At 68.4% G+C, this 24,394-nt stretch carries 23 protein-coding genes and 1 pseudogene; 14 read left to right on the forward strand and 10 right to left on the reverse strand.

The window, feature by feature from the left end:
• Window positions 1–76: 76 nt before the first annotated feature.
• The gene (locus WME82_RS10920) at window positions 77–736 is read right to left on the reverse strand and encodes a glutathione S-transferase family protein (RefSeq protein ID WP_438042772.1); all 660 of its coding nucleotides are present in this window, start codon (window positions 734–736) and stop codon (window positions 77–79) included.
• A gap of 568 nt (window positions 737–1,304) precedes the next feature.
• Between WME82_RS10920 and WME82_RS10925 the strand changes: the two genes are divergently transcribed.
• On the forward strand, window positions 1,305–3,476 hold the full coding sequence (locus WME82_RS10925; protein ID WP_438042773.1) for an OmpA family protein: 2,172 nt from the start codon (window positions 1,305–1,307) through the stop codon (window positions 3,474–3,476).
• A gap of 95 nt (window positions 3,477–3,571) precedes the next feature.
• On the opposite strand, the gene WME82_RS10930 is transcribed toward WME82_RS10925, so the two are convergent.
• On the reverse strand, window positions 3,572–5,605 hold the full coding sequence (locus WME82_RS10930; RefSeq protein ID WP_438042774.1) for a WD40 repeat domain-containing protein: 2,034 nt from the start codon (window positions 5,603–5,605) through the stop codon (window positions 3,572–3,574).
• A 446-nt stretch (window positions 5,606–6,051) separates the two neighbouring features.
• On the reverse strand, window positions 6,052–7,308 hold the full coding sequence (locus WME82_RS10935; protein ID WP_438042775.1) for an FG-GAP repeat domain-containing protein: 1,257 nt from the start codon (window positions 7,306–7,308) through the stop codon (window positions 6,052–6,054).
• A 1,052-nt stretch (window positions 7,309–8,360) separates the two neighbouring features.
• On the opposite strand from WME82_RS10935, the gene WME82_RS10940 reads away from it, so the two are divergent.
• The 9 genes from WME82_RS10940 to WME82_RS10980 all read left to right on the forward strand — a co-directional run bounded on the left by WME82_RS10940 (window position 8,361) and on the right by WME82_RS10980 (window position 15,770).
• Complete coding sequence (locus WME82_RS10940; protein WP_438042776.1) at window positions 8,361–8,717, forward strand: ArsR/SmtB family transcription factor; 357 nt, start codon at window positions 8,361–8,363, stop codon at window positions 8,715–8,717.
• Entirely contained in the window at window positions 8,704–9,228 is a 525-nt protein-coding gene (locus WME82_RS10945) for an SRPBCC family protein (RefSeq protein ID WP_438042777.1), read from the forward strand. Before WME82_RS10940 ends, WME82_RS10945 begins: the two co-directional genes overlap by 14 nt.
• A 193-nt stretch (window positions 9,229–9,421) precedes the next feature.
• The gene (locus WME82_RS10950; protein WP_438042778.1) at window positions 9,422–12,598 is read left to right on the forward strand and encodes a hypothetical protein; all 3,177 of its coding nucleotides are present in this window, start codon (window positions 9,422–9,424) and stop codon (window positions 12,596–12,598) included.
• Between the two features lie 507 nt (window positions 12,599–13,105).
• Entirely contained in the window at window positions 13,106–13,348 is a 243-nt protein-coding gene (locus WME82_RS10955; protein WP_438044876.1) for a site-specific integrase, read from the forward strand.
• A 35-nt stretch (window positions 13,349–13,383) separates the two neighbouring features.
• The gene (locus tag WME82_RS10960; protein WP_438042779.1) at window positions 13,384–13,698 is read left to right on the forward strand and encodes a hypothetical protein; all 315 of its coding nucleotides are present in this window, start codon (window positions 13,384–13,386) and stop codon (window positions 13,696–13,698) included.
• 41 nt (window positions 13,699–13,739) lie between these two features.
• Complete coding sequence (locus tag WME82_RS10965) at window positions 13,740–13,964, forward strand: hypothetical protein (RefSeq protein ID WP_438042780.1); 225 nt, start codon at window positions 13,740–13,742, stop codon at window positions 13,962–13,964.
• Window positions 13,965–14,060: 96 nt separating this feature from the next.
• A complete protein-coding gene (locus tag WME82_RS10970; protein WP_438042781.1) occupies window positions 14,061–14,549 on the forward strand; it encodes a hypothetical protein in 489 nt (162 codons plus the stop codon).
• A 23-nt stretch (window positions 14,550–14,572) separates the two neighbouring features.
• A complete protein-coding gene (locus WME82_RS10975; protein ID WP_438042782.1) occupies window positions 14,573–14,866 on the forward strand; it encodes a hypothetical protein in 294 nt (97 codons plus the stop codon).
• Between the two features lie 202 nt (window positions 14,867–15,068).
• Window positions 15,069–15,770 (forward strand): hypothetical protein, encoded by a 702-nt coding sequence (locus WME82_RS10980; RefSeq protein ID WP_438042783.1) that lies wholly within the window; start codon window positions 15,069–15,071, stop codon window positions 15,768–15,770.
• A 416-nt stretch (window positions 15,771–16,186) separates the two neighbouring features.
• Here WME82_RS10980 and WME82_RS10985 read toward each other — a convergent pair whose 3' ends face one another.
• Entirely contained in the window at window positions 16,187–16,810 is a 624-nt protein-coding gene (locus tag WME82_RS10985) for an RNA 2'-phosphotransferase (protein WP_438042784.1), read from the reverse strand.
• 207 nt (window positions 16,811–17,017) lie between these two features.
• On the opposite strand from WME82_RS10985, the gene WME82_RS10990 reads away from it, so the two are divergent.
• Window positions 17,018–17,398, forward strand: a complete 381-nt coding sequence (locus WME82_RS10990; RefSeq protein ID WP_438042785.1) for a LysR family transcriptional regulator — start codon at window positions 17,018–17,020, stop codon at window positions 17,396–17,398.
• Here the strand turns inward: WME82_RS10990 and WME82_RS10995 are convergent.
• From WME82_RS10995 to WME82_RS11015, 5 genes are all read right to left on the reverse strand, one after another.
• The gene (locus WME82_RS10995) at window positions 17,385–18,044 is read right to left on the reverse strand and encodes a DDE-type integrase/transposase/recombinase (protein ID WP_438042786.1); all 660 of its coding nucleotides are present in this window, start codon (window positions 18,042–18,044) and stop codon (window positions 17,385–17,387) included. The genes WME82_RS10990 and WME82_RS10995 overlap by 14 nt on opposite strands.
• Window positions 18,045–18,223: 179 nt before the next feature.
• A complete protein-coding gene (locus tag WME82_RS11000) occupies window positions 18,224–19,252 on the reverse strand; it encodes a lysylphosphatidylglycerol synthase transmembrane domain-containing protein (protein ID WP_438042787.1) in 1,029 nt (342 codons plus the stop codon).
• Between the two features lie 11 nt (window positions 19,253–19,263).
• Complete coding sequence (locus WME82_RS11005) at window positions 19,264–19,974, reverse strand: class I SAM-dependent methyltransferase (RefSeq protein ID WP_438042788.1); 711 nt, start codon at window positions 19,972–19,974, stop codon at window positions 19,264–19,266.
• The gene (locus WME82_RS11010; RefSeq protein ID WP_438042789.1) at window positions 19,971–20,993 is read right to left on the reverse strand and encodes a glycosyltransferase family 2 protein; all 1,023 of its coding nucleotides are present in this window, start codon (window positions 20,991–20,993) and stop codon (window positions 19,971–19,973) included. The genes WME82_RS11005 and WME82_RS11010 overlap by 4 nt, the downstream gene beginning before the upstream one ends.
• A gap of 53 nt (window positions 20,994–21,046) precedes the next feature.
• Window positions 21,047–21,259, reverse strand: a complete 213-nt coding sequence (locus WME82_RS11015) for a hypothetical protein (RefSeq protein ID WP_438042790.1) — start codon at window positions 21,257–21,259, stop codon at window positions 21,047–21,049.
• Window positions 21,260–21,578: 319 nt separating this feature from the next.
• Between WME82_RS11015 and WME82_RS11020 the strand changes: the two genes are divergently transcribed.
• The 3 genes and pseudogenes from WME82_RS11020 (at window position 21,579) to WME82_RS11030 (ending at window position 23,233) form a co-directional block, all read left to right on the forward strand.
• On the forward strand, window positions 21,579–21,719 hold the full coding sequence (locus tag WME82_RS11020; protein WP_438042791.1) for an RtcB family protein: 141 nt from the start codon (window positions 21,579–21,581) through the stop codon (window positions 21,717–21,719).
• Window positions 21,720–21,768: 49 nt separating this feature from the next.
• Window positions 21,769–21,933, forward strand: a pseudogene (locus WME82_RS11025) (transposase); the annotation flags it as partial.
• 361 nt (window positions 21,934–22,294) lie between these two features.
• On the forward strand, window positions 22,295–23,233 hold the full coding sequence (locus WME82_RS11030; RefSeq protein WP_438042792.1) for a LysR family transcriptional regulator: 939 nt from the start codon (window positions 22,295–22,297) through the stop codon (window positions 23,231–23,233).
• A 76-nt stretch (window positions 23,234–23,309) separates the two neighbouring features.
• On the opposite strand, the gene WME82_RS11035 is transcribed toward WME82_RS11030, so the two are convergent.
• A complete protein-coding gene (locus WME82_RS11035) occupies window positions 23,310–24,134 on the reverse strand; it encodes a hypothetical protein (RefSeq protein WP_438042793.1) in 825 nt (274 codons plus the stop codon).
• Window positions 24,135–24,394: the final 260 nt, after the last annotated feature.

Raw genomic sequence — 24,394 nt, forward strand, 5'->3', positions numbered from 1 at the left:
CATGGGAGGGCGTGACGACGGATCGCAGCCCCTCGGAAGGCGTGGGCCCAACCCGGGCCCAATGGTCAACTCAGCCTCAGGCTGCGGCTGGAGCGTTACGAGCGTAGTCCGCCATTTGGTCGCGCAAGGCCTTTTGGAAGGCTGGCCGCGCCTCACAGCGCTTGACGTAGGCGTCGAGCACGGGAAACTCGGTCACCAGGTCTGTGTGGCGAAGGAACCTCAGCACGGTCGTCATCAGGACGTCCGCCGCGGTGAAGCGATCGACCAGGTAGTCGCGCCCGTCGAGCCAAGCGGAGAGCGCGCCCAGCCGAACTTTCACCGCATCCACAGCCGCGGGGCGCCGCAGCTTCGCCCACTGTTCCTCGCTGTGCTGCAGGTCCATCGCGAAGAGGTTCTGGATCGGCGGCTCAACCGTGTCGAGCGCGGCGAACATCCAGGCGACCGTGCTGGCGCGGTCGTGCCGATCGGGGGGCATCAGAGCCTCGGAGTCCGCAGCGATGTGATGCACGATGGCGCCCGATTCAAACAGCCCCCGACCATCCGCCTCGAAGGCCGGCACCATGCCGAAGGGGTGCTTCTGACGGTATGCGTGCGAGCTCCGCTCCCCGCCATCGATCAGCCTGACCTCGTAGGGAAGCCCGGCCTCCTCCAGCGCCCAGCGCACGCGCAAGTCGCGAACGAGCCCCTGCGCGAACGGCGGGGCCCAGGGCAATCCCGTGACGGTGATCTTGTCCATTTGAATTCTTTGCCTCTGTGGAGTTGTGTTCCTTGGAGATGGCGCCGATCCTCGGACGACCTTCGGCCACCCTTCGCTCATGCTCTCGAGCGAAAATCATTCCTCGTCGTGCAGGGACCGGCATGCACCAGGCGAATCCGGGTGCCGTCGTGGACTTTTGTGAGCGTCCACGTGACGACGGTCTCTCGAACAAATCGCGGAGCGACGCGCGGCCGCTCGGCCCACGAAGACGTACTCCTTTTCGATCTTCATCCAGGGGAGCTCGTGCCGCTCCGCGGAGAGCGGGACGCGTGCTCACGCGCCGTCCGCCGGCAACGAAAGGTGTAACGCAGGGGCAGCGCCCCTGGGAGCAACAAATCTGTCGCGAATCCGGTGAGCAGGGGCCGCGGCCCAGCGGTTGCGGGTCCGGCGGCAGGGATAGGCCGGGCGGTATGCGCCTTCGCTGCGGCCGGGCGAGCGGGGAGCTGCTGCGCCGCCGCCGTGCTCGACCGCTTGCCGTCGATCTGCTTCGGGTACACTGCCGGCGCACCAGCGCCTCCACCTACTTCTGCACAGAAAGCTCGCCCCCATGAAGCACGCGTTCCTCGCGGCGCTCTCGCTAGCCCTCAGCGCGTGTGCCGGACCGCTGGCGAAAGGGCCGTCGGTCGATCTCCGCCTGCGGCACGTCGTCCTCTACCAGAACGGCCTCGGTTACTTCGAGCGCACCGGCGTCATGTCGGGCGAGCGGCTCACGCTCCGGTTCCGGGAGCGCGAGGTCGACGACGTGCTGAAGAGCATGGTGGTCGTCGAGCAAAACCTTGGGCCGAACGAGACCCCCTCCACCGTGAGCGCGCTCTTGCCGCGCTCCGAACAGGCGAGCGGGCCCGAGGATCCCACCGAGATCGAGCTCGTCTTCTCGCCGGCCGCGAGGAGGCCCGTGTCGATCGCGTATGCGGTGCCGACCGCCGCCTGGAAGGCGACCTACCGCGTGATCCTGCCGGCCAAGGGGCAGAAGGAGAAGCGGGCGCTCCTCCAGGCCTGGGCGCTCATCAGCAACATCGGCGACGAGGACTGGAGCGAGGTCAACGTGACGCTCGCGACGGGCGCACCGCTCTCCTACGTCTCGAACCTGCGCGCGCCGGCGATGCTCGACAGGCCGGAGCTGAAGGGCGTCTACGACGGCGAGGGAGGCGCGCTCGCCCCGGTGCTCGCGGAGAGCTCGCCCGGGCCCGACGCCGACCGCGATGGCGTGCTCGACCACGAGGACGCCTGCCCGCGCGAGCCCGGCTCGGCGAGCCCGCAACCCGACCGGCACGGCTGCCCGCAGGCGGTCCGCGCCATCAGCAGCGAGATCCAGATCCTGACCCCCGTGCTCTTCGACAAGGGCTCAGACGTCATCCCGCCGCGCGCGAGGCCGCTCATCGAGGAGATCGCGCGCACGATCAAGAGCGTCCCGCACCTCCGCGCGTTCGAGGTCGAGGGGCACGCGTCGTCCGACGAGGCCGGCGCGGCGGATCTCGCGGCCCGGCGCGCCGCGGCCGTGCGCGCGGCGCTCCTCCAGCTCGGGGTCACTGCCGAGCTCGTGACGCGCTCGCACGGCGCCGAGATGCCCCTCGTCGCCGGCGACACCGAGGAAGCTCGGCAGCGCAACCGCCGCGTCTTCCTGCGCGCCCCGGACGTCAGACAGGCGCAGGCCCCAAGCCCGAGGCGCGAGGCGCCGGCCGTCACGCCCGAGGCGATGGCGAAGGCGCCGGAGGGCGCGGCGAGCGTGGACGCCGTGGCCGGGGCCTTCCGGTACGCGATCGCGAACCCGGTGACGCTCCCGAAGAAGTCGTCGGCGCTGATCACGCTCATCAACCGCCCGGTCGCGGGCGAGGACGTCCTCCTGTTCCGCCCCGATCCCGCGGCGCCCGCGAGCGCGACCCACCCCTTCCGCGCAGCGCAGATCGAGAACCGGAGCGCGCTCGGTCTCCAGCCCGGATCCGTGTCGATCTTCTCCGGCGGGACCTTCGTGGGCGAAGGTGTGCTCACGCGCCTTTTGCCCGGGGAGAGCGCGACGATCCCGTACGCCATCGACAGCTCGACCGAGGTGCGCGCGACGAGCATGACCACGGACGTGCCGGTGCGGGTCGTGTCGCTGTCCCGCGGCGCGCTGCGCGTGGAGGATCGGTACCGGCGCGTGACGGTCTACGACGTGAGGCCCGGCCGGGACGTGCCGGAGACATTGCTCATCCGCCACGCGAGGGCGACTGGCTTCGAGCCGCAGGGCCTCCCGGGGTGCACGGACGCGACGCCGGACGCCTGCCTCGTCGAGAAGAAGCTCGCGCCCGGCGCGCCCCAGAAGGTCGTGGTCGAGGAGACGCGGCTGTCTCAACGCGAGATCCCGCTCGTCCAGGCCGACAGCGAGCAGCTCTCGATGTACCTGAAGGGATCGAGCCTCCCGGCCGAGCTCCGCGCGAGGCTGGACCGCGCGCTCGCGCTCCGGCGCGCGCTCGACGCGGCGAACGACGAGCTCGACCCCCTGCGGCGGAGGCGCGCCGAGCTGATCGACCGCGCGGCCGAGCTGCGCGAGAGCCTGAGGACCATCGAGCGCACGCCCCAGGCCGGCAAGCTCCGCCAAACCTTGCTCGACCGGCTCGCCGAGGTGGCCCGACAGTCGGAGGAGATCGGCGCGAAGATCACCCAGCGCGTCGAGGACGTGGCCATGGCGCGCGCCGAGTTCGACGACACGCTCCGCGATCTGGTCATCGAAGGTCGGTGAGCGCCGGCGGACGATCCGGGGAGACCGCGCGGCGGCGCGCACCCCGCTTCCTACGCTGCCTTCGACGACGAGGGGCGATCGTCGGCTACGCTGTCTCAGCGCGGCGGGGGAGCAGGAGATGGATGCGCGGGCGAGTCACCGAGGCAATACACGCGCACGCCGGGGGCCACGCCCACGATGACGTGACGCGCGTCGGGGGAGAAGCTCACGTTCCCCATGTTCGCCTCGGCGAAGGAGTACAGGCGACGAACAGGCTCATGCTTCTCGATGTCGAAGATCGTGATCGTGCCCGTGTGACCGGGTGTGAGGCCCCAGTTCGTCGCCGCGCTCGCCAAATAGCGACCGTCGGGCGAGAGGGCGATCTCGCCGTCGTGGATGTCGATGTCGCCTGTGCCGCCGCTGCTCCGCTCGAGGAACTCCTCGATCGGATCGCCGGTCTCGACATCCCAGAAGCGAATGCTGCCCTGCTCGTCGGCGGTGGCGAGGCGTCGATTGTCGGGGAAGAAGGCGAGCGTCCGCACTGGGTGCTCGTGGCCGGCGAGCTCGTGGAGCACCTCGGTCGTCGCTGCGTCGTGGATGCGGACGGCGATGCCAGTGTACGTCGTGGGAATGGTGGAGTCGTCGCTCGAGGCAAACCCCGCGACCGCGATGAGCCTTTGATCCGGAGACCAGACCCAGGCTGTTTGACCGCCGTCGAACCCGGGGAAGGTGGCGACGCGCGCGCCGGTCGCGGCGTCAAATACCGGGAAGATCCCCCTCGTGTTGGCGTCATGGGTGCCGAGCATCAACGTGCCGTCGGGGGACATCCTGAAGTCTCCCGACCACTCGGGGTCCGAGGACGAGGTCGTGGGCAGGTCCTCGTCCGTCTCATAGGTGACGGTCCGCGTCGGGTCGCCCTTCTCGAGGTCGTAGTAGCGACCGACGCCATCATGGTTGATGAGCAGCTCGCCGGAAGGGTGGAAGGCGACGAGGTGCTGATTGCCAGGCGGCCTCGGAAAGACGCGCCGGCGGACGCCCGTCTCATAGTCCCACACCTCAGCGGGCTGCCCCGCGCCCGCGAACGCGACGAAGGGTCGTGTCCTGTCCAGGTCGTGGCTCCAGACAAAGCCGTTGGCGATCCGCTCGTAGATGACCTCGCCCGAGCCGGTGTCGTAGATGTGAAGGCTCTGCGACGCGACCGCGAGGCGCGAGCCGTCAGGGGACACGGCGAGCTGGCGCGGCTGGAACCGGGCGGGATACTCCATCTCGACCGCGCCGCCCTCGAGGGCGAGCCGCTCGACGTGGCTCGGGTGGGCGACGTAGACGGCGCCGGTGTCAGGGCCCAGCGCGAGGGCCAGGACGACGTTGCGCGCCCGCACCTCCGCGAGCTCCGGGATACCCTCCTTGGCCTCGAAGACGATCACGTCGTCGTCCTCGGCCCAAGCGAAGCGCATCCCGTCGGGGGAGAAGGCGCCCACGCGATCGCCGAAGGTCGTCTCCCCGACGAGCCTCCCGTCCGTGGCGTCGCGAAGCTGGGTGCCGCGGTCCTTGCCAAGAGCGAAGAGGCTGCCGCGCGGCGACGCGATCAGGGGCGCGACAGGGCCTTCGCCGACGTCGACCGACCAGCGCTCCTCCCACGAGGCGGGGTCGAGCGCCTTGACGGTGCCGTCGCCGAACCCAACCAGGATGACGCCGCCCTCCTCGGAGCGGGCGAACGCGGCGATGCCGGTGATCTTCGGGCTCTCGGCGAGGCGCCCGCCGGACGGGGCGTCCCAGATTCGCACGACCTCGTCCTCTCCGAAGCTCGCGGCTACGCGGCCGTCCGACGAAAGAACGGCGTCGTAGACCGTGCCGCGATGATCCGCCACGGTGCGCTCGACGGCCCAGATCCGCGTGTCGATCGCGCTCGTCCCGAGCGAGTCGCCGACGAGCAGGCGCTTGCCGTCACCCGAGAAGTCGACGGTCTTGGCGTCCGAAGGGAGGTCGCGGCAGGGGGTGAGATCGAAGCCGCCATCGGCGTCGATTCCGCCGCCGAGGCTGTCGCCACCGGAGCCGCTTTCGCCCGGGGCAGCGGGGGGCTCGCCGGACCCGCCGCAGGCCGCGAGGACCGAGAAGAGAAGGATTGATGATGCACCGAGAAGCTGTCTCATGGTGAGAGGCAGCGTAGCGACGTCCCGGGTTTGCGGGAAGGCGCAGCCGCCCGGAGCAGAGGCCGTCGTGGGCTCATGAAGAGCGCGCGTCCCCTCGTCGCGTGCGAGACGGGCCAGGGCGTGATCGCAAGTCAGCGGGCAGCTGCCCCCTCATGGCGCGTGGCTGCGGGTGGTCAGCGAGCGGCCTTCATGCCCGCGCCGCTCGTCCACGCGCGCGACGCCGCCCGGAGGGCGCAACTGGACTCCCATCGGTCCCGTGACTCTCAACCCCCCACACGCACGAGGCTCACGCACTCACGAGGATGTGACCAAATCAGCGGCCAGCAATCTTGACACCCACCGACCAGCACGTCAGCGCCTCGACCCAGAACCAAGCCCTCGCCTCCGTCGCTTCGAAAGTTTCGCGCCGGTGGGAGGCCGTCTTGGATCGGCGCGAGGATTCTGCCCTAGCGTTGTAGGAAGACGAAAGCGCCCTTCTTGTTCGAGATGACGATGTCCGGCCGGCCGTCTCCGTCGCCGTCCGCGACCGTGAGCTGGGTGCCTACCCCCGAATCGTCGTCGATGAGAACGGGCTGGAAGTCGATGCGTTCCGCCGCTCGCGCCTGCTCGAACCAGTAGAGCCGTGCCGGCGCGTCGAAGTCCGGCATGCCGGCAGGCACATGACCCCAGAAGCGCTCGCCGCTCACGAGGTCCTGGAGCCGGTCACCGTCGATGTCGGCGTGAGCGAGCGCGTGCGGCTCGTGCATGAACACGCTCGACGCGGCATCGGGTGTGGTCCCCGGAACGACGACGTGCTCCACGAACGCGGCGCCGGCCGCGTTCGGAACCTGCTCGAACCAGGAGAGCCCGTAGCCGTGAGCGGCGAGCGTGGTCGCGATGTCCGCATCCCCGTCGCCGTCTACGTCGACCACCGGCATCTGCGCTCCCCCGGCACCGAACGGCTGCTCGACGCGCGTGAACGGCAAGCCGTCGGGCGACTCTGGGCTCCGCGTGAAGTAGCCGCTCGCCTCGACCAAGTCGCTTGCGCCGTCCCCGTTGACGTCGCCTGCACCGAGGCCGTGCGTGAACGCGCCGTACCCCCGATTCTCGGTGAGCGCCCGGAAGACCCACGGCTCGGTCGGGTCCACGCCGGGCGACGACGTTCCGAGCACGCCTCCCGACATGTGCACGAGCTCGGGCGCGCCGTCGCCGGTGATGTCGGAAAACAGGGGCGACTCGTTATCGATCGGCCACGGCAGTGTGTCGTGACGAGCCCAGAGCGCGTCGCCGTCGCGTGGGTTCTGGTACCAAGCCGCGGGCACACCCGGAAAGCCGACGACGAGGACGTCGGTGAAACCGTCGTGGTCGAAGTCGTAGGGGAACTCGAAAAAGCAATCCGAGTAGCCGTGCGGATCGAAGGCTTCCCTCGGCCAGACGGGATGGCTCGTGCCATACCCCGGACCCTCGTACCAATCCGGGCCCGCGATGACATCCGTCACCCCGTCGTGATTGAAGTCCGCAAAGCTCGCCCCCTCGCAGTAGAACTCGCGGTGCAGCGTGATCTTCACGAAGCGTGCGTCGAGGGCGGCCTCACGGGGGAGCGGCGGGGGCGCGGTGACGGTGCCCGCGGGCGGCGCGTCGGTGCCCGCGTCGACGGGCGCGCGCGAGGATTCGGCCGCGCAGGCGACGACCAAGGCGAGCGGTGTGCAGCACAATCCCCCCATTCCCGAAGCCATCTCCGAGCGCTTAGCACGTCGTGGTAGAATCGGTCACCATGCGCCGGCCATCGCGCACGGTCCCGCTCGTCATCGGGAGCTATGCCCTGGCGAGCAGGAGTATCGCTCGCGCAAAGCCACTTCGGCCTGTCAAGAATCTTCCGCCAACGACCGGCAGTTGACATCACGTACAAAAAGTACGGATCCACTGATCCCCTATAAAAACCAACAGATCCAACGAGTTCACTCGACTGTGCAATGTTGTCTACACCACGCTGAGCTCGTCCAAACGCCGTCACGCACGACCCCGCAGCGCACCGTGTCCGGCATCGACGGCTCCTCGGGCGGCTCTCGCCACCCGGGCCTGCTCGAGAGCGTTCCGCCTGACGCGCGGCATGCCGGGTCGTCGTCTACATGTCGGCCCCGATTGGCGGGGCCTCGCTCCAGGTAGGGTCTCGCCATCGCTTGACCGGTGGAGGATCCACCGGCATGCCGAGGTGCTCGAGGATCTTTGTGATCGTGGCGCGCTCGTTGATCGCACGGAGGGTGCGGAGCCGCGCGTGGCACTTTCCGAGCGCGGGTGAGGGCGCGGGCAAAGAGGCGGCGCGCGAGGCGGGGGCGGGTGGCGACCGTGGGGCGCGGGAGCGAGAGGGAGGCGGTGGGCCTTGTCGCGGTAGTGCGAGGCCTGCCGCGAGGCGATGCCGGCGAGCCAGGGGCGGAGGGCGTCGGCGGGAGGAAGAGCGGGGGACGGGCGGAAGCGACCGGCGCGCATGCTGCGCCAGGCGCCGAGGACGGTGTCCTGCGTGAGGTCGTCGAGATCGGCGGGGAGAGCGCCGCGGGCGCGGAGGATGCGGGGATGAGCGGGCGCTGCTCGAGGAGCGCGGTGGGGTCGAGGTAGACGGCGGGGCGCGTTGGCCCAGCGAGGCGGGGTGGCGGCGCCGAGCCGAATTCCGCTATCACTGCAAATGGTCGCAAATTTCTGAATCAAAGTCGGCTCGCGACGGAGCACGCGCTCGATCTCTCTTGCACGACGCCGACTCGCGCGTTAGATACTGAACCACATGGTTCAGTTTTCGAGTGTCCGCCTCGATGCTTCCTTCGCTGCGCTTTCCGACGCGACCCGGCGCGGCGTTCTGGAGCAGCTCGGACGAGCCGACGCTTCGATCACGGACCTCGCCGAGAAGTTTCACATGACCCTCACGGGCATGAAGAAGCACGTCGGCGTCCTCGAGCGGGCCGGGCTCGTCACCACCGAGAAGGTCGGCCGCGTGCGTACCTGCAAGCTCGGCCCGCGCCGGCTCGACGAAGAGACGGCGTGGATCGAGAGGTACCGCCAGCTCTGGGCCGCACGCTTCGACGAGCTGGACAAGGTCATCGAGGAGCTGAAACGAAAGGAGAACGTCGATGGACGCAAGTAAAGAGAGTGAGCCCAAATTGACGAGCAATCGCACGACGGTGGAACCGAAGTCCGAGCGCGAGATCGTCGTCACACGGACCTTCGATGCGCCGGCGCGCATCGTGTTCCAGGCGTGGACCACGCCGGAGCTGTTCAGGCGGTGGTGGATACCGAAGTCGATGCCCGTGCCTCTACTTTCCTACGAAGCGGATATTCGCGCCGGCGGCAGCTACCGCCTGGTCTTTGGTCACGATGCCGCGCAGCCGATGGCGTTCTTCGGCACGTACCTCGAAGTGACACCGCATTCGCGCATCGTGTGGACGAACGACGAAGCGGGCGACGATGGCGCCGTCACGACCGTGACCCTCGAGGAAAAAGGCGGCAAGACGCTGCAGGTGCTGCACGAGCTCTATCGATCGAAGCAAGCGCGCGACGCCGCCCTGGCCTCGGGCGCGTACAGCGGGATGGGCGAGACGTTCGAGCAGCTCGATGAGCTTCTCGTCACGCTTGGTACGACGGCGCGATCGTCCTGAAGCCATCGCGCGGGAGGGGCGCCGGGGAGCGCGACGAGCGCGCGGTCGTCATCGAGCGGTGTTGCTGGCGGGACTGTTCCGCGGGGATGAACCGTCCCGAGCCGTCGCTTCCCCGAGGAGCTGGGGAGAGCCTCTACCGGCGTTGAGGCCGGGCCGGATGAATGCGGCGCTCCTGTCGTGCAACGAAGCGGGCATGAGCGAACACATCGATTCTGGTGGTCTTAGCCCCGGGGGTCGTCCGTGGGTCGCGTCCGCCCTGACCATCGCGGCCCTTGCTGGCCTCACCGCGTGCGAGCCCATCCTCCACGACGGAGCGGGCTCAGGCGGCAGCGGCGGCTCTCCGGGAGCAAGCAGCAGCGGTGTCACGGATAGCGCGGGAGGCTCTGGCGGCGACGGCGGCGCACCTGGCTCCGGCGGCGACGGCGGCGCACCTGGCTCCGGCGGCGGGCCCGGTACCGGCGGCGCGCCCGGCACTGGCGGCGGCAGCAGCTCGACCGGCGGTGACGGCTCGCCGGGCACGTGCGTGCCGGGCTCGGTCGTCGCCTGCTACACCGGCCCTGCCACGACGAACGGTGTCGGGCGCTGCGCTTCCGGGACGCAGACCTGCCGCCCCGACGGCTTCGGCTACAGCCCATGCACAGGCGAGGTGACGCCCGCTCGAGAGCTCTGCGCCACGCCGGAGGACGAGAGCTGCGACGGCGAGCCCCGCTGCGCTCAGCCGCCGCCCTGGGCGCGGGGCTTCGGCGGACCTGGCGCGGACACGGGCCTGTCCATCGCGAGCGACGCCTACGGCAACTACTACGTCTCGGGCTCCTTCAGAGGAACCGTGGATTTCGGTACCGGCCCTCTGACCAGCGCCGGACGGTCGGACATCTTCTTGCTCAAGCTCGACGCCGCGGGCTCGGTGCTCTGGAGCCAGCGCTTCGGGAGCGAGGACTACGAGGAAGGAGCCGTCGTGACGGTCGACGAGAACGGCAACGTCCTCCTCGCCGGCAGGTACGACCACGTGTGGCCGGGCCTCGATCTGCACGGGTGTCCTCTCCTCCCCGATGGCTCCGCCTTCTTCGTTGCCCAGTTCGATCCCGACGGCAACCACATCTGGAGCCGTGGTCCCTATGCTGGTGGGGAGTTGTACTCCGTCAAGCAGATCGCCGTCGATGCTCACGGCGACATGTACGTCGTGTACCACCAATGGGCGAGCGCCTACCTCGTGAAGATCGACGCAGCGACCAAGGACATCCGGTGGACAAAGAGGCTACCAGGAGTTTACGTCATCGGCGCGCAGATCGCGCTCGACAGCGCCGGTAACCCCGTGGCGGCGGTGGTGAACGTCGGCTCGAGCCCCGTGGCGGACCCGCCGAACCCCGATACAGACGTTCCGACGAGCTTCGTCATCTCCAAGTACTCTCCGACAGGCGATCGGCTCTGGTTGCGAGATTTCCAATCCACCTCGGACCCTGAGTTGGGCGGCAGCGCGACGGCGCTCTCGGTGGCGATCAACGCGGAGGACGAGATCCTCGTGACGGGCAGGACGGACGGATCCGTCGACTTCGGCAGCGGGCTCCTCCCCGCCGGCTTCGCCCTCGTCAAGCTGGATGCCGCAGGCGAGCCCATGTTCAGCCGCTCCGTCCGCTTCGGCAGCGAGATCGCGGTCTATCCCGCCGGCGACATCATCGTTGCGGGGCGCGGCCTCGCGCTGCTCGACGCGAGCGGGACGGAGCTCTGGTCGGTCAACTTCGATGCCTCTACGGCGGATATCTCGTTGTCCCCGAACGGCGCTGTCGGCATCGTCGGCAGCGCGTTGGGCCCCGTGGACTTCGGAACCGGCCCGATCACCTATGGAGGAGGGAACACCGACGCCTTCGTCGCCACGTTCAACCCGCCAAGGAGCGACGACGACGGCGAGGGCGGCGACGGCGCAGGGTCGACCGGCACGGGCGGCGGTGACCCGCCTGCGACGTGCATGCCGGGCTCCGTCGTCGCGTGTTACACCGGCCCCGCCGGGACCCGGGGCGTCGGGCCCTGCGCTCCTGGCACGCAGACATGTCTTCCCGACGGTGCTGGGTACGGTCCCTGCGTCGGCGAGGCGACGCCCGCCGCGGAGGTCTGCGCGACGCCGGAGGACGAGGATTGCGACGGCGAGCCCCACTGTCCTCTGCAGCCGCCGTGGGCGCGAGGATACGGCGATACCGGCGCCGACGTGGGCTGGTCGATCGCGAGCGACGTCGCCGGCAACTACTATGTCACCGGCTCCTTCGAAGGTACCGTCGACTTCGGCGCCGGCCCGCTGACCAGCGCCGGCCTCACGGACGTGTTTCTCCTCAAGCTCGATCCCTCCGGCGCTTTGCTCTGGAGCAAGCGCTTCGGCAGCGCTTACGCCGAGGCGGGCGGCGCCGTCGCCGTCGATGGGAGCGGCAACGTCTTGCTGGCCGGCACCGACAGTAACACCGACGGAAACTCGGGCATGGGCTTTGGCAGCTGCGAGCCCCTGCCCGGACCCGGTGACGAAACAGTCTTCGTCGCCAAGCTCGACCCCGAGGGGAACCTCATCTGGAGCCGGCGATCCGTGTTGGACCAGAGCGTGCGCCAGCTCTTCGAACAGCTCGCCGTCGACGCGCTCGGCGACGTCTACGTGGCGTTCTTCCAGACCCAGTGGTACTGGGATCCATCCAGGCCCTCCGTCACGAAGCTGGACAGTGCAGGAAACCTGCTCTGGAGCAAGCCGCTCACGGCGGGGTTCCCGTATCATGTCGACGACCAGCATCAGAGCGACAACGTCCTCCTCGCGGTCGACAGCGACGGCTTCGTGATCACGGCGAGCGCGTCCACCAGCGCGTCCATCGCCGATGACCCGTCCTGCCCCTGCGATCACCGGTTCACCGTCCAGAAGCTCACCCCGACCGGCGACGTGGTCTGGAGCCGCCAGCTCGGTCCCTCGGACCCAGCCGACACGGGCATCGGAACGTCCGCCCTCGCGCTGGCGGTCGACGCCGACGACGAGATCCTCCTGACGGCCTACACCGACGGGACCGTCGACTTCGGCGGCGGCGTGCTCCCCGAAGGGCCCGTCCTCATCAAGCTGGACGCCGCGGGCGAGCACGTCTTCAGCCAGCCCATCCCCTTTGGCGACGCGCTCGCCCTCGACCCCTCGGGCGGCATCGTCATCGCCGGCGACGGCCTCTCCAGGCTCGACCCCAGCGGCACGGCCCTCTGGACGAGCAGCTTCGACGCCACCGCGAACGACATCGCCCTCTCCCCGAACGGCACGATCGCCCTCACCGGCGCTGTCGAGCAGGCCACCGACTTCGGGAGCGGGCCCGTACCGTACGCGGCCGGCACCGACGTCTTCGTCGCCACGATGGCCCCCTGAACGCCCCGGCGGCGGCGCCGTGTCCTCGGCGGCGAAGCAGGCGGAAACTACGAATTGCTACTGGTTCCGGCGACCGCTCGTCATCGACCGGTGTTCCTGGCGGGACGACAGCGCCCGCGGGCTCTGCTGAGATCGCCCGCGCGCAGTGGCTGCATGCGGGCAAGCGTTTAGCTGCCGGACTGGCTGATCCAAAGCATTACAATGAAGAATATCTGCTTGCCTGCATGAGTTCGCGCTCACGCGGTCTGGGCGGGGTGGGTCTGACCGAACCCCCGACAGCCGCCATGGCGGAATTGGCGCCGACCAAACCGGAGGCCGCCGCCGATCCCCGACAGACCGGGCCTTCGCGCCTGGCACGGCGCCTGCCGAGAGCGCCACCATGCCCCGGACCCCTGAAGCGCCTACGCCGCACCCCCCGCGCCTCCTCGAACGCGTGCGCGAGGCGATCCGGACCGCCGTTACAGCCCTCGCACCGACGAGGCGTACTGCGCCTGGAGCCGGCGCTTCATTCTCTTCCATGACCGCCGCCACCCACGCGACCTCGGCCCGGCCCACGTCGAGGCGTTCCTCACGCACCTGGCGACCGACCAGCACGTCAGCGCCTCGACCCAGAACCAAGCCCTTGCCGCCATCCCGCCGGAGTTAGATGGATCTACCGTAGGGCGCTGGACAGCATTTGGGCCTTGCGGCGCAGAGCCGATCCGTGAGATTTTTCGTAGGGGAGGTCACAAAAGGCAATGGCCTAGATAGACCTGGTCCGGCGGCTTCGGTTGACCAATCGACGGATGGCTAGCCAAATCTTCGTCGATCCCATGAGAGACTTGCTGCGTCGTGCAGATTCGTTGATGCGCGCCGGACGTTGGTCCGAGGCGGTCGAGCTCTATGAGTCGGCTGCCGACGCCCTCGAGCGAGGCGGTTTTGACCTCAAATCGGTCGCGGTCTCGCGGCAGATTGTTGCTATCATCGCGGCATCCGCGCCCGAGCTGACAGTCGCACGAGTGGCGGCACTGACCCGTCTCGAGCGCCTATATACCCGTCTCGGGTTATCCACGGAGGCAGAGGACGTGCGACGGTCGCTCGGCGAAGGGCAGCAGCAGTAGCATGAGAAAACCGACCAACCCGGTGCAACAAGGCTAAACCGGTGGATCCGCGCCTTGCCAAGCTCATCGAGGACTATCGTGCAAAGGTCGCAGAGGCCGTTGCCTTGCTGGAACGTGCAGGCATACCGCGTCCTTCGAGCAGCCTCGAATGGGCTCAAGCAGACGTCGGCGGTCGCGGTGAGGAGCAGCTCGAGCACACCTTCGAGGACGCGAAAGCAGCTGGTGACCTGGTCTACTCTGGCTACACCCTGTACTACACAAAGTGAGCACTTGGTTAACAAGGGCTTGCTGCCGGCGGCGCTGTGCGCCGCGGCAGCAAGCCCGGTCGTTCGGTCGACCGCTCTGATCGGAAGGAGGATTGGATGACCAAGCCCGCCATCGTGCTCTTCGCGCTTGTCCTTCTCGTCGCGGCGGTGGCGGGCCTGTGGTCCGGCGAGGCGCGCGTCGGACCGCTCCCGAGCGGGACCACGTTGATGTGGACCGCGGCAAGTGGGGGCGCCGCCGCCATTGTTCCGGTGAGGCGCCGGCTGCGGCGTGCTGTCGCTATCGCTGCTGCGGTCGCTTCGTTTTGGGTCGCTTGGTGGGCCGGTCGCCGAGAGGCCACCGCTGCGTTCAACGAGTGCGTCGCGTCTGGCGAATCCCTGCGAGATGCCCTGGCACTCTACAAGGCGACGACAGGGAAGTTTCCCACCAAGCTGTCGGAGCTTCCTCGACGTCCGCCGGGCCGCCTGATCTTGCGGGGCTCGATGTGGGACTACGAGCGAACAATGGAGGGGTATGATCTTCGATTGTCAGACTGGCTCGTTACACATCGCGCGACCCACGCCCAAGCATTCACCGCGCACAAATAGGTGTTCGGCGAGACAGAATGACGATGGAATATGAATTCCCGGACGAGGAGATGCTGCTCCGCTACCTTGCCGTGCTCCGCGAGATCCTTATCGACGCGAAGCTTCTAGCATACGAGCGGGCCCCTCAAGTCGCAGAGTTGCTCGACGCTGTGGAAAACGTGCCAGATCTACTTACGCGCTGGGGCGGCATGAACCTGTCAATCGTTCAAGGGGAGCTCGAAAATTACGAGCGAGAGCACCTCGTCGGCGCTCCGGGGTACTCCAGTGTCTTTCATCACGGCCTCCGGCTCAACTGGCAGCTTCGGTGGGGCAAATGATTACTGCTCCCTCGCGGTTCCCGAGAAGACCGCCGAACAAAACGCTGGTTCCGATGGACCGGGCTGCTGAGCGAAGCGAGGCTGCCCGGTTCCGCGGCACAGCGGCCAGTCGTCCGGCGGCAGACGACATGCCGAAGCTCGTGGGGGGGGACACCCTGCATCGGGCAGAGCTCCGTTTCGTACGACATCACAGAGCAGGAACATGATGCTTGAAGGGCTCCCCGCATTTTCGGAGTACGTCATCCGCATCAGTACGGTAGCGCGGGGGCGCCCTTGTGGCTCACTGGCGCTCGTCGTCTACCACTTGCTTGGGGATATGGCGAACGCTGCCGAGCTGGCCCTGGGCCACTACTTCCCGCTCACGTTGACCGAACCATACCTTCAGAATTCCAGTCTCGGAAGCCCGTACCAGAAGTGGGCCACCTTCACGAACGAGGACTTCGGCACGCTGGACGAGTGCGTGCGTCGGGTCGTCCGCGCAGCGTGGAAAGCATATGAAGAGGCTGTCGGCTCCGTCGATGGGGACTGGAGCGCGAAGGACGCTTGGCACTGGTTTCACTCGGTGTACACGGAATACGCCAGCTGCGTCGTGAGCAAGGAGGAGCCGTTGCTGACGCTGTCGACCATTGGCCTCGTGGGTTGGGTAGAGCCGGGAACGTACGCGTTCTCGAACGTGGTCAATCGGCCCGACCCGCCAGCATCGACGCCTCCGCTCGTCGCCTTCACGACGCGAGACATCTCGGACCGAACCGCAATCGCGGAGCTGTGCAAATTCGGCCATGTAAATCTCCGACAGCTGCGCAGACTGAACCACGAGCTTGCACTATGGCTTCGTAGCAACTGCACGATGGACGAACTTACCGCTGCCCATGATGGCACGCTGTCGGACGCGTGCCTCGGGTGACGACGATGGCCAGGCACGCCGCCGAACAAGCCGCTGCTGACTGACGGCCCGCGCAGCTTCGCTCCGCGCAGCAGCGCGGCCCGCGGCAGAGCGGCCAATCGTTGAGCCGGAAGAGTGCGGGGACGCAGGCACGATCCCGAAACAGGCGGCAGCGCATCGAAGGGTCCGGCAACAGGGCGGCGAGCGAAGGAGAATCCCTTGGCGCTGCGCCGCCGGGCTAGGCGCCGACCCCGATCGGTGATGCCGCGAGCCCTTCACCGTGGGCGACGCTGCGGCGCAGGGCGCCCCGTTGGGCCACACCGGAGCTGCCCTCGGCGGCGAAGCAGGCGGAAGCTACGAAAATCGCCACTGTTCCCGGCCGCCGTTCGTCTCGACCGGTTTCTCTGGCGGGATTTCTGACCCGCGGGACAAGGCCATCACGCCGCCCCGCGCGACCCGTCGCCGAAGAGCATCGCCCGCAGCGCCTCGGCCTCCCGCTGCGCCCGCGCCACGATGGGCATCAGCCCCACGAGGCACTCGACCGGCACCTCCCGCACCAGGATCACCCCGTTCTGGCTGCGGAACACGCGCACGCCGCGCGCCCGGAGCCTCGCCGGGCTGATCTCGAGCATCACGTCGACCTTCGCGCGCTTGCCCACGGCGCTGCCCAGCGCGTCGGTGCAGTGGACGTGCGTGCGCGCCGCCGGCCGGATCCCGTCGCGCGCGATGCCCCTCACGGCGTCCACGCTGGTGCCGTGCCAGATCGACGCGTCGCCGTGGACCTCCTCCCACGACGCCTCGAGGCCCGCGAGCGTCACCGGCATCCCGTCGCGCGAGTGCCCTTGCGAGGCGCGCACCCGGTCGCCGCGGATCTCGAGGCGGTTCTTCGTGTTCTTCTCCACCACCTCGTCGAGCACCGGCCGGGAGATCCGGAGCGCCTTGAGGACGTCGTCCACGGCCACCCAGCCGGCGTCGTCCATGGCGACGCCCTGCGAGGGCGCCGCGTGGCGGAGCAGCCAGGAGAGCTTCTTGCTCGTGTCGGTCAAGCGATCGCGGCCCATCGTCAAGCTCCATTCCCGTCTCGTGAACCGGAGCCGCGGCCCGCGATTCGCGCGGGCACGCAGAGGCCTCCGGAAGGTCCCTGGACGGCGCAGGGACCGGGACCGAAACCGTGAAGGGAATCGGCAAGAGGAAAGAATAGACGCCCGGTTATCATCCGGAAGAAGTATTTCTGGAGTCGCTATCGCGTTTCTCGATAGCTTGCCGCCATGCTCAACCTCGACTGGCTCGGCGCCTTCGTGGTGTTCACCGAGCACCTCAACTTCACGCGCGCGGCGCGGGCGCTCCACGTCTCGCAGCCTGCGCTCCACGCCCAGATCGGCAAGCTGGGCGAGGCGCTCGGCGTCACGCTCTACCAGCGGCGCGGACAGCGGCTGGAGCTCACGGCCGACGGCAAGCGCGTCGCCGCGTTCGGGCGCGAGGTCGGCGAGCGGACGCGCTCGTTCCTCGGCGTGCTCCGCCGCGGCGAGAGCCGGGAGCCGGTGGTGCTCTGCGCCGGGGAGGGCTCGTACCTCTACCTGCTCGGCGAGGGGATCCGCGCCTTCTCCGCGCGCGCCGCCGCCCCGCTCCGGCTGCTCACGCCGACCTGACGCGCGCAGGATCCACGAACCGCCCGCGTGTCTGCGTGTAGTCGAGGAACGCCGGCACGAGCACGGGGGCGAGCTCGTCGGCGCGCAGCACGATGGCCTTCATTTTGTCCGGGAGGATCACGCGCGCCATCGCGCCGTAAAACCACCACGCCGCATCCAGGCCCGCGCACACCGCCGCAGTGGTCTGCTCGAACGACGGCCACACGAACTGGTAGCGGCTGTACGCGAGCGTCACCACGAGCGCCCACAGATTGCGAGCTCGCTGCGTCGCTGGGTCCAACAGCCTACCCATCAGGCCGAAGTCGATCTGCGCGACCTCGCCGGGCTCGGTGTCCGCGACGCGAACCGTCGGCGTCTTCTTGCGCCACGCGAGCTCCTCCATGGCGAAGCGCCGGAGTGTGTCGTAGCTCGCGCTGACGCCGTGGTCGCGCTCGAGCAGCAGGTGGATCTTCGTCAGCTTCAGCGGCCGAGGTTGGGCGAGCCAGGCCTCGATGCGTGCGCGATACGCGTAAAAAAACTGGGTCACGCCCCCGCGCGGGTGGCCCCTCCTCCTGCGTTTGGGGTGGCCCCATGACCCTGCAAAAAACGCGTCAGATGGCCCCATGAGGCTGCAAATTGGCACCCCCGCGAACGGCAGCACCCGCACGCGACCCAACGTGGGAACCGATGGCGTTCGGGTTCGATGCGGCGTAGCTGGGCACACCGCCCGAGCCCGTCATGGCGAGCGCACGCCGCCGTCCTCGAGGCACAGCTCGCGGTCGCGTCCTCGGAAAGGGGGGGCGACGCCTCTTCGGTTTCGGTCGTCCTGGTCGACGGCGCCCTTTGTCACGAAGGCTTGGCCGCGTCTTTGGGGAACGACTCCGGCGCCGGCAAACGAGCGAGAGGCTCCCCCATGGGCGGCGGAGCGAGGTGCCAGCTCAGGACCCCCAACACCGCCACGGCGACGTAAATGACGAGGAAGACGCCAAGCCCGAAGACCACGCCCTTTTCGGAGGCATAACCGAGCACCGGAAAAACAAGCGAAAAAAAGAGCTCGCGCACGCCGATGCCAGAGACAGAGATCGGCAGCAAGCCGAGCAGGCTGGCGACGGCGAGCAGGCAACAGATATCGAAAAAACCAATAGGAGCCCCGAGCGCGCCAGCCAGCCAGTAACCTTGGAGGAAATTCAAGAGCAGCGCGGAGAGCGAGAGCAAGAGCGCGAGCCCGACGTGATGCGCCCGCTGCGCCCGAAGCGCGGCGAGGAAACGCTCGAACCCTTCGCTCGAGAAATCACCGGGCAGGCGCCGATACACAGCGCCGACCGCGCGACGAGCGAGCGGACGATAGAAAAGGACCAACGGCCCGAGCGCGACGAGGCCCACGCCGAGCCAGGTGATCTTCGCGAGATCCCCGGCGATGACGCTGGAGAAACGAGCAATGCCGACCGCGACGAACGCGAGGAGGACGTAGAGATCAAAGAGCCTGTCGAGCACGACGAGCGCCATTCCCTCGGAATAAGGCATCTCGATGTCGTGCCGGAGATACTGGACCCGCAAGACATCGCCCACGCGCCCCGGGGTCATCAGGCCGACGTAGACAGTGGCGAGGAACGACGTCCAGGCCCGCGCCCGAGGGAGGCGAAGCCCACGCGCCGCGAGCAACACATCCCAGCGGAGCACCTTGAACCATAAAACGCCGAGGTTCACGGCGAGGGCGAGGAGCAGAGGCGTGACGTCGGCCGCGAGCAAGGCGTCGAGCGCGACGCGCGAGTCGCGCATACGAAGGAAAACGAGCACGAGGAGCAGAGGCCCCACGAGCTGAATACCGAGCCTGAGGAGCCTCCTCCGCGAATCCTTCGAATTCTTCGACGCCACGGGCCAAAGCCCTACTCAGGGTCCTTGCGACCGAGGATGCAGAGGTTGATCATGAGCCGGGAGACGACCTGCAAATGCTCGTCGAAATAACGAGAAAGCTCGTGGAGGCCAAACTGGAACGGGAAGAGATGCAGCCCCTTGCGCCGGATGATCTTGACCCCCCCGTCCCCGAGAGGACGCGCGAGCGACCCCCACGTGCTGAAATTCTCGTGGCCGTCAAAAGCCCGAAGCTCGAGGCGAGACGCGAGGCGGACGACAGGCTGCCACAAAAGATTCGGCGTGCTGAGCGAGAGATACCCGCCGGGCTTGAGCACCCCCGCCATTTGCCGGAGGCAAGCCTGCGGATCCGGGGTATGCTCGATGCACTCGGACGAGAGCACGAGATCGAATCGATCGCGGCCGAATTGATCGACGAGGCGGAGGGCGTCGGCGACGACGGCCTCGCAGCCGACCCTCTTGCGCGTGGCCTCGACGAGGTTCGGGCCGAGATCACAAGCCGTGACGATAGCCCCGCGCTTCGCGAGCGCCTCGCTGAAGTACCCGAGGCCGCAGCCGACGTCGAGCGCGTGTTTGCCGCGGACCATCTCGTCCGTGAGAAACTCGTCGACGAGCGTCTCGACGCGGCGCCGCGTATCGTACTGGGAGAGCGCTCTCTCGAAGCGATCACCGAGCCGGTCGTGGGAGTATTCTCGTTGATCGGGCACGCGGCTTGACATCGTCATCCCTGCTCATTCGCGAACTCGAGGGGCGCCTCCGTCCGTGCGTTTTTCTTGGCCGCAGCGGACGTCGCGCGCCTCGGGCGCTCTTCGGGGGTTTGTTTGAAAACGTAAAGGGGCCTGCCCTTCACCTGCTCGAATATACGCGCGAGATATTCACCAATGAGCCCCGTGAACGCGAGCTGAAGCCCGCCCAGGATGAGCAGCGTGCCGAGCAGCGAGCTCCAGCCGGGCTCCGTGTCGTGCAGCCATAACGCACGCCCGATGACGTACACGAGGTAGAGCGCCCCGAGCGCGGCGATCCCCACGCCGACCCGGGTCGCGAGCCGGATCGGCGCGACGGAGAACGCGAAGACGGCATCGAGCGCGAGCCGCAGCATCTTCCGCAACGAATACTTCGAACGCCCCGCGGCGCGAGGCGGCGCGACGTACGGGAGGTACGCGCGGCGAAAACCCATCCACGCGACAAGGCCCCGGACAAACCGGTGCCGCTCGGGCATACCGGCGAGCACCTTGCGCGCCTTGCGCGACATCAAGCAGAAATCAGCCGCGCCAGGCTCGATCCGGGTGTCGCTGAGCCAGTTGATGACCGTGTAAAACCCATCCGAGCTCAGCCGCTTGAAGAGCGTGGCGTCGTCCGTGCTCCTCCGGACGGCCGATACGACGTCATGCCCCGCCCGCCACGAAACAAGCATCTCCGGGATCAGCGTCGGCGGATGCTGGAGATCCGAGTCCATCACGATCGTCGCGTCCCCGCGCGATTTCGCGATGCCCGCCGAAATGGCCACCTGATGCCCGAAATTGCGGGACAACGAGTACACGAGCACCCGCTCGTCCCGGTCGGCGAGGGCGTTGAGCTCGTCGAGCGTCGCGTCGTTGCTGCCGTCGTCGACGAGCAGGATGCGGTGATCGATGTCCTTCAGCGAAGAAAGAACAGCCTTCAGCGCGTCGTAAAATGCGCCGATGACCTCTGCTTCGTTGTAGCAAGGGCTCACCACATAAAGCACAGGCTTTTTGACGCTCATCAGGCGCGGCTCGCGCATGCTACCCGCGCATGCTACCCGATAAGCTTGCCATGTCAACGACCAATCACAGACCCCGAGGCCTCACCCGAGCCCCCCCGGGCACGCCTCGCCGCCTCCGCGCGCCCGCTCTTCGCCTCCGCGCGCCCGCTCTTCTGCCCGCTCTTCTGCCCGCTCTTCTGCCCGCTCTTCTGCCCGCTCTTCTGCCCGCTCTTCTGCAAGTCCGAGAGGTAGTCCGCCGTCCGACCGAGCCCGTCCTCCCAGCGCACGCCGGGCTCGTACCCGAGTAGCTCGAAAGCCCGAGAAATATAGGTGAGCGAGTGATGCACATCCCCAGCCCTCGGGCCCTCGTGCTCGATCGACAGAGGCCGGCCAGGGTGCCGCTCGAGCTCTCGGCAAAGCGGAATGTGTCAATGTAATTGAGACACCAACTGGTCGAGATTACTGTAGCTCTGACACCGTATCGTCGGGGGCGGCGCCCCCGAGCCCCCGCGCCTCGGCCATGTCGCCTGCGCCCTGCGCGGCGTGGCGAAGACCTCGGCCGGCGGAATGTGTCAGCGCTCGGGATGCCTGCCGGCAGGTCCAGAAATGTCGAAGTACCACCAGCGGAGGAAGGAGGAGGCGCCCTACGCCTACAAACCGATCACGCCGGTGGTGCGCTCTGTCGAGGAGGCAGGGATCGCGCGGCGTGTGGCGCGGTTGTGGCCACTCGTCACGGTCAAAGGATAGGAGACGATCCAGGCGGCCGCTCCGCCCGCGCGGGTGCCTGAGCGCCAGGACGATCACGTGTCCGGCGGGACAGGTCGAAGTATTCGAGCCAGGCGACATGGTCGAGTTCGATCCCGAGGAGTGTGGCGCGTGCCCCCTCCGAGCCCAATGCACCCAGGCTGCCTCGGGGCGAGGTCGGACCGTCGCCATTGCCGAAGATGAAGCTCTGTCGAGGTGACGCGCGCGGGGCCCGCGTGCTCCAGCTGGACGTCCCATGGGACCGCCCGCGGGGCGCGCGCGAGAGGGAGAAGGACACAGAAAAGGGGGGCGTCGGCGGGGGGGCGGGGCGGCGTAGGAGGACGGCGGCGCGGCGCATGCGCCGCACCATGGTTGTGCAGGACACGAACTGTCGTGAGCCGGAGCCGCAGCCCGCGATTCGCGCGGGCACGCAGAGGCCTCCGGAAGGTCCCTGGACGGTGCAGGGACCGGGACCGAAACCGTGAAGGGAATCGGCAAGAGGAAAGAATAGGCGCCCGGTTATCATCCGGAAGAAGTATTTCTGGAGTCGCTATCGCGTTTCGCGATAGCTTGCCGCCATGCTCAACCTCGACTGGCTCGGCGCCTTCGTGGTGTTCACCGAGCACCTCAACTTCACGCGCGCGGCGCGGGCGCTCCACGTCTCGCAGCCTGCGCTCCACGCCCAGATCGGCAAGCTGGGCGAGGCGCTCGGCGTCACGCTCTACCAGCGGCGCGGGCAGCGGCTGGAGCTCACGGCCGACGGCAAGCGCGTCGCCGCGTTCGGGCGCGAGGTCGGCGAGCGGACGCGCTCGTTCCTCGACGTGCTCCGCCACGGCGAGAGCCGGGAGCCGGTGGTGCTCTGCGCCGGGGAGGGCTCGTACCTCTACCTGCTCGGCGAGGGGATCCGCGCCTTCTCCGCGCGCGCCGCCGCCCCGCTCCGGCTGCTCACGCGCGACCGCGAGGGCACGCTCGAGGCCGTCGCGGCGGGCGAGGCCCACCTCGGCGTCGCGCCGCTCGAGGGGGCGCCGGACGGGCTCGCCGCCGATCGCCTCACCGAGGTGGCGCAGGTCCTGGTCGTTCCCGACGGCCACCCGCTCGCCCGGAAGCGCCACATCCGGCTGCGCGACCTCGAGGGGGCGCGGCTCGTCGTCCCCGGCCCGTCGCGGCCCCACCGGGCCCTGCTCGCGCAGGCGCTGCTCTCGGCGGGTGTCCGCTGGGAGCCGGCGGTCGAGGCGAACGGCTGGGAGCTGATGCTCCACTTCGTCCAGCTCGGGGTCGGCATCGCGGTGGTCAACGCCTGCTGCCGCCTCCCCCGCGGCCTCGTCGCGCGCCCGCTGCCCGAGCTGCCGCGCAAGGTCTTCTATCTCGTCCGCCGGCGCGGCGGCGAGCTCCAGGGCGCGACCGCGGAGCTCCGGGACGCGCTGCTCGCGCACGCCGCGGCGTGGCAGAGAAATCATGCGTCGGGCGCGTCGAGCGCGCCCGACGCCGCCCCGACGCCGCCCCGACGCCGGCGCTGAGCCCCGGCATCGCTATCGCTCTTCCTGCCGCCTGCCGGTCTCTGCCGGTCTCCCTCCCGGACTCTGGCTTCCGGGCTCAGGCCGCCTTTCTCGACTTCTGCTTGCCCTGCTTCGCCTTCTTGCCGCCGACGTCGTCCGGGCGGCTCACGAGCTTCGAGAAGTAGCTCGGCTCGCCGCTGGCCTTGGCCTCCTGGTACACGAAGGCCAGGTTGGACGATTCGAACTTGTCGAAGAAATCGTCCCACGAGATCTCCTCCAGGGTGTCTTCCCCGCTGTACCCCGGGAAGTCGATCCGGAGGACGCCGGGCTCCCCCTCTTTCTCGGTCCGCGCCACCGTCGCCGGGTGGCCGCCGCGCGCCTCGACCCACGCGCGGATCTCGTCATGGTCGATGGTCATGTGGGACGCGTGGTCGCCTTCGGCGCCTCTCTGGCGGGTCTGCTTCCCGCGAGGACGCTGCTCGGCGCCGCCGGGCTCCCCGTCGAGATCGATCTGGACCTCCACCTCGACGTCGAGCTCTTCCTTCTCGCGCTCCTCTTTCGCGCCCCTGGCGCTGCTCGCCTTCTCCGTGCTGCCCTTCGCCGCGCGCGACGTCGGCTTGCCCTTCTGGACCATGTCGTCCGGGCGGCTCACCAGCTTGGAGAAGTTGCTCGGCTGCCCGTCCGCTGTCTTCTCCTGGTACACGAAGGCGAGGTTCGCCTCCTCGAACTTGTCGAAGAAGTCCTCCCACGAGATCTCCTCCAGGGTGTCTTCCCCGCTGTACCCGGGGAAATCGATGCGGAGGATGCCAGGCTCGCCGCCCTCCTCGGTGCTCTTCACCGTCGCCGGGCGGCCTCCGCGCGATTCGGCCCACTGGCGGATCTCGTCATGATCGATGGTTGTCTTCGATGAGCTGGCCGACATGGTCTTCCCTCCTGTGCTCGTGCATCGATGGCGCGGGGACCGGCAATCTGCATGCCAGAGGTCGATGAGAAGATCCGGGCACGCGATGGACGACCTCGGCCATACGGCGGCTCCCTGGACCGAGCGCGGCGCGCCGCGGAGCCCGTCGCGCTGCCGAACAACCGTGCCGTCGTGCCTGCGACGCGTCGCGGTCACCAGGCGGAGACCGGGGTGAAAGCAGGGGAGCTCTGCTGTGGTCGAGGATGGGCTCGGCGATGCAA

The organism is Sorangium sp. So ce128, assembly GCF_051525245.1.
In the GTDB taxonomy this organism is placed as follows: domain Bacteria; phylum Myxococcota_A; class Polyangia; order Polyangiales; family Polyangiaceae; genus Sorangium; species Sorangium cellulosum_B.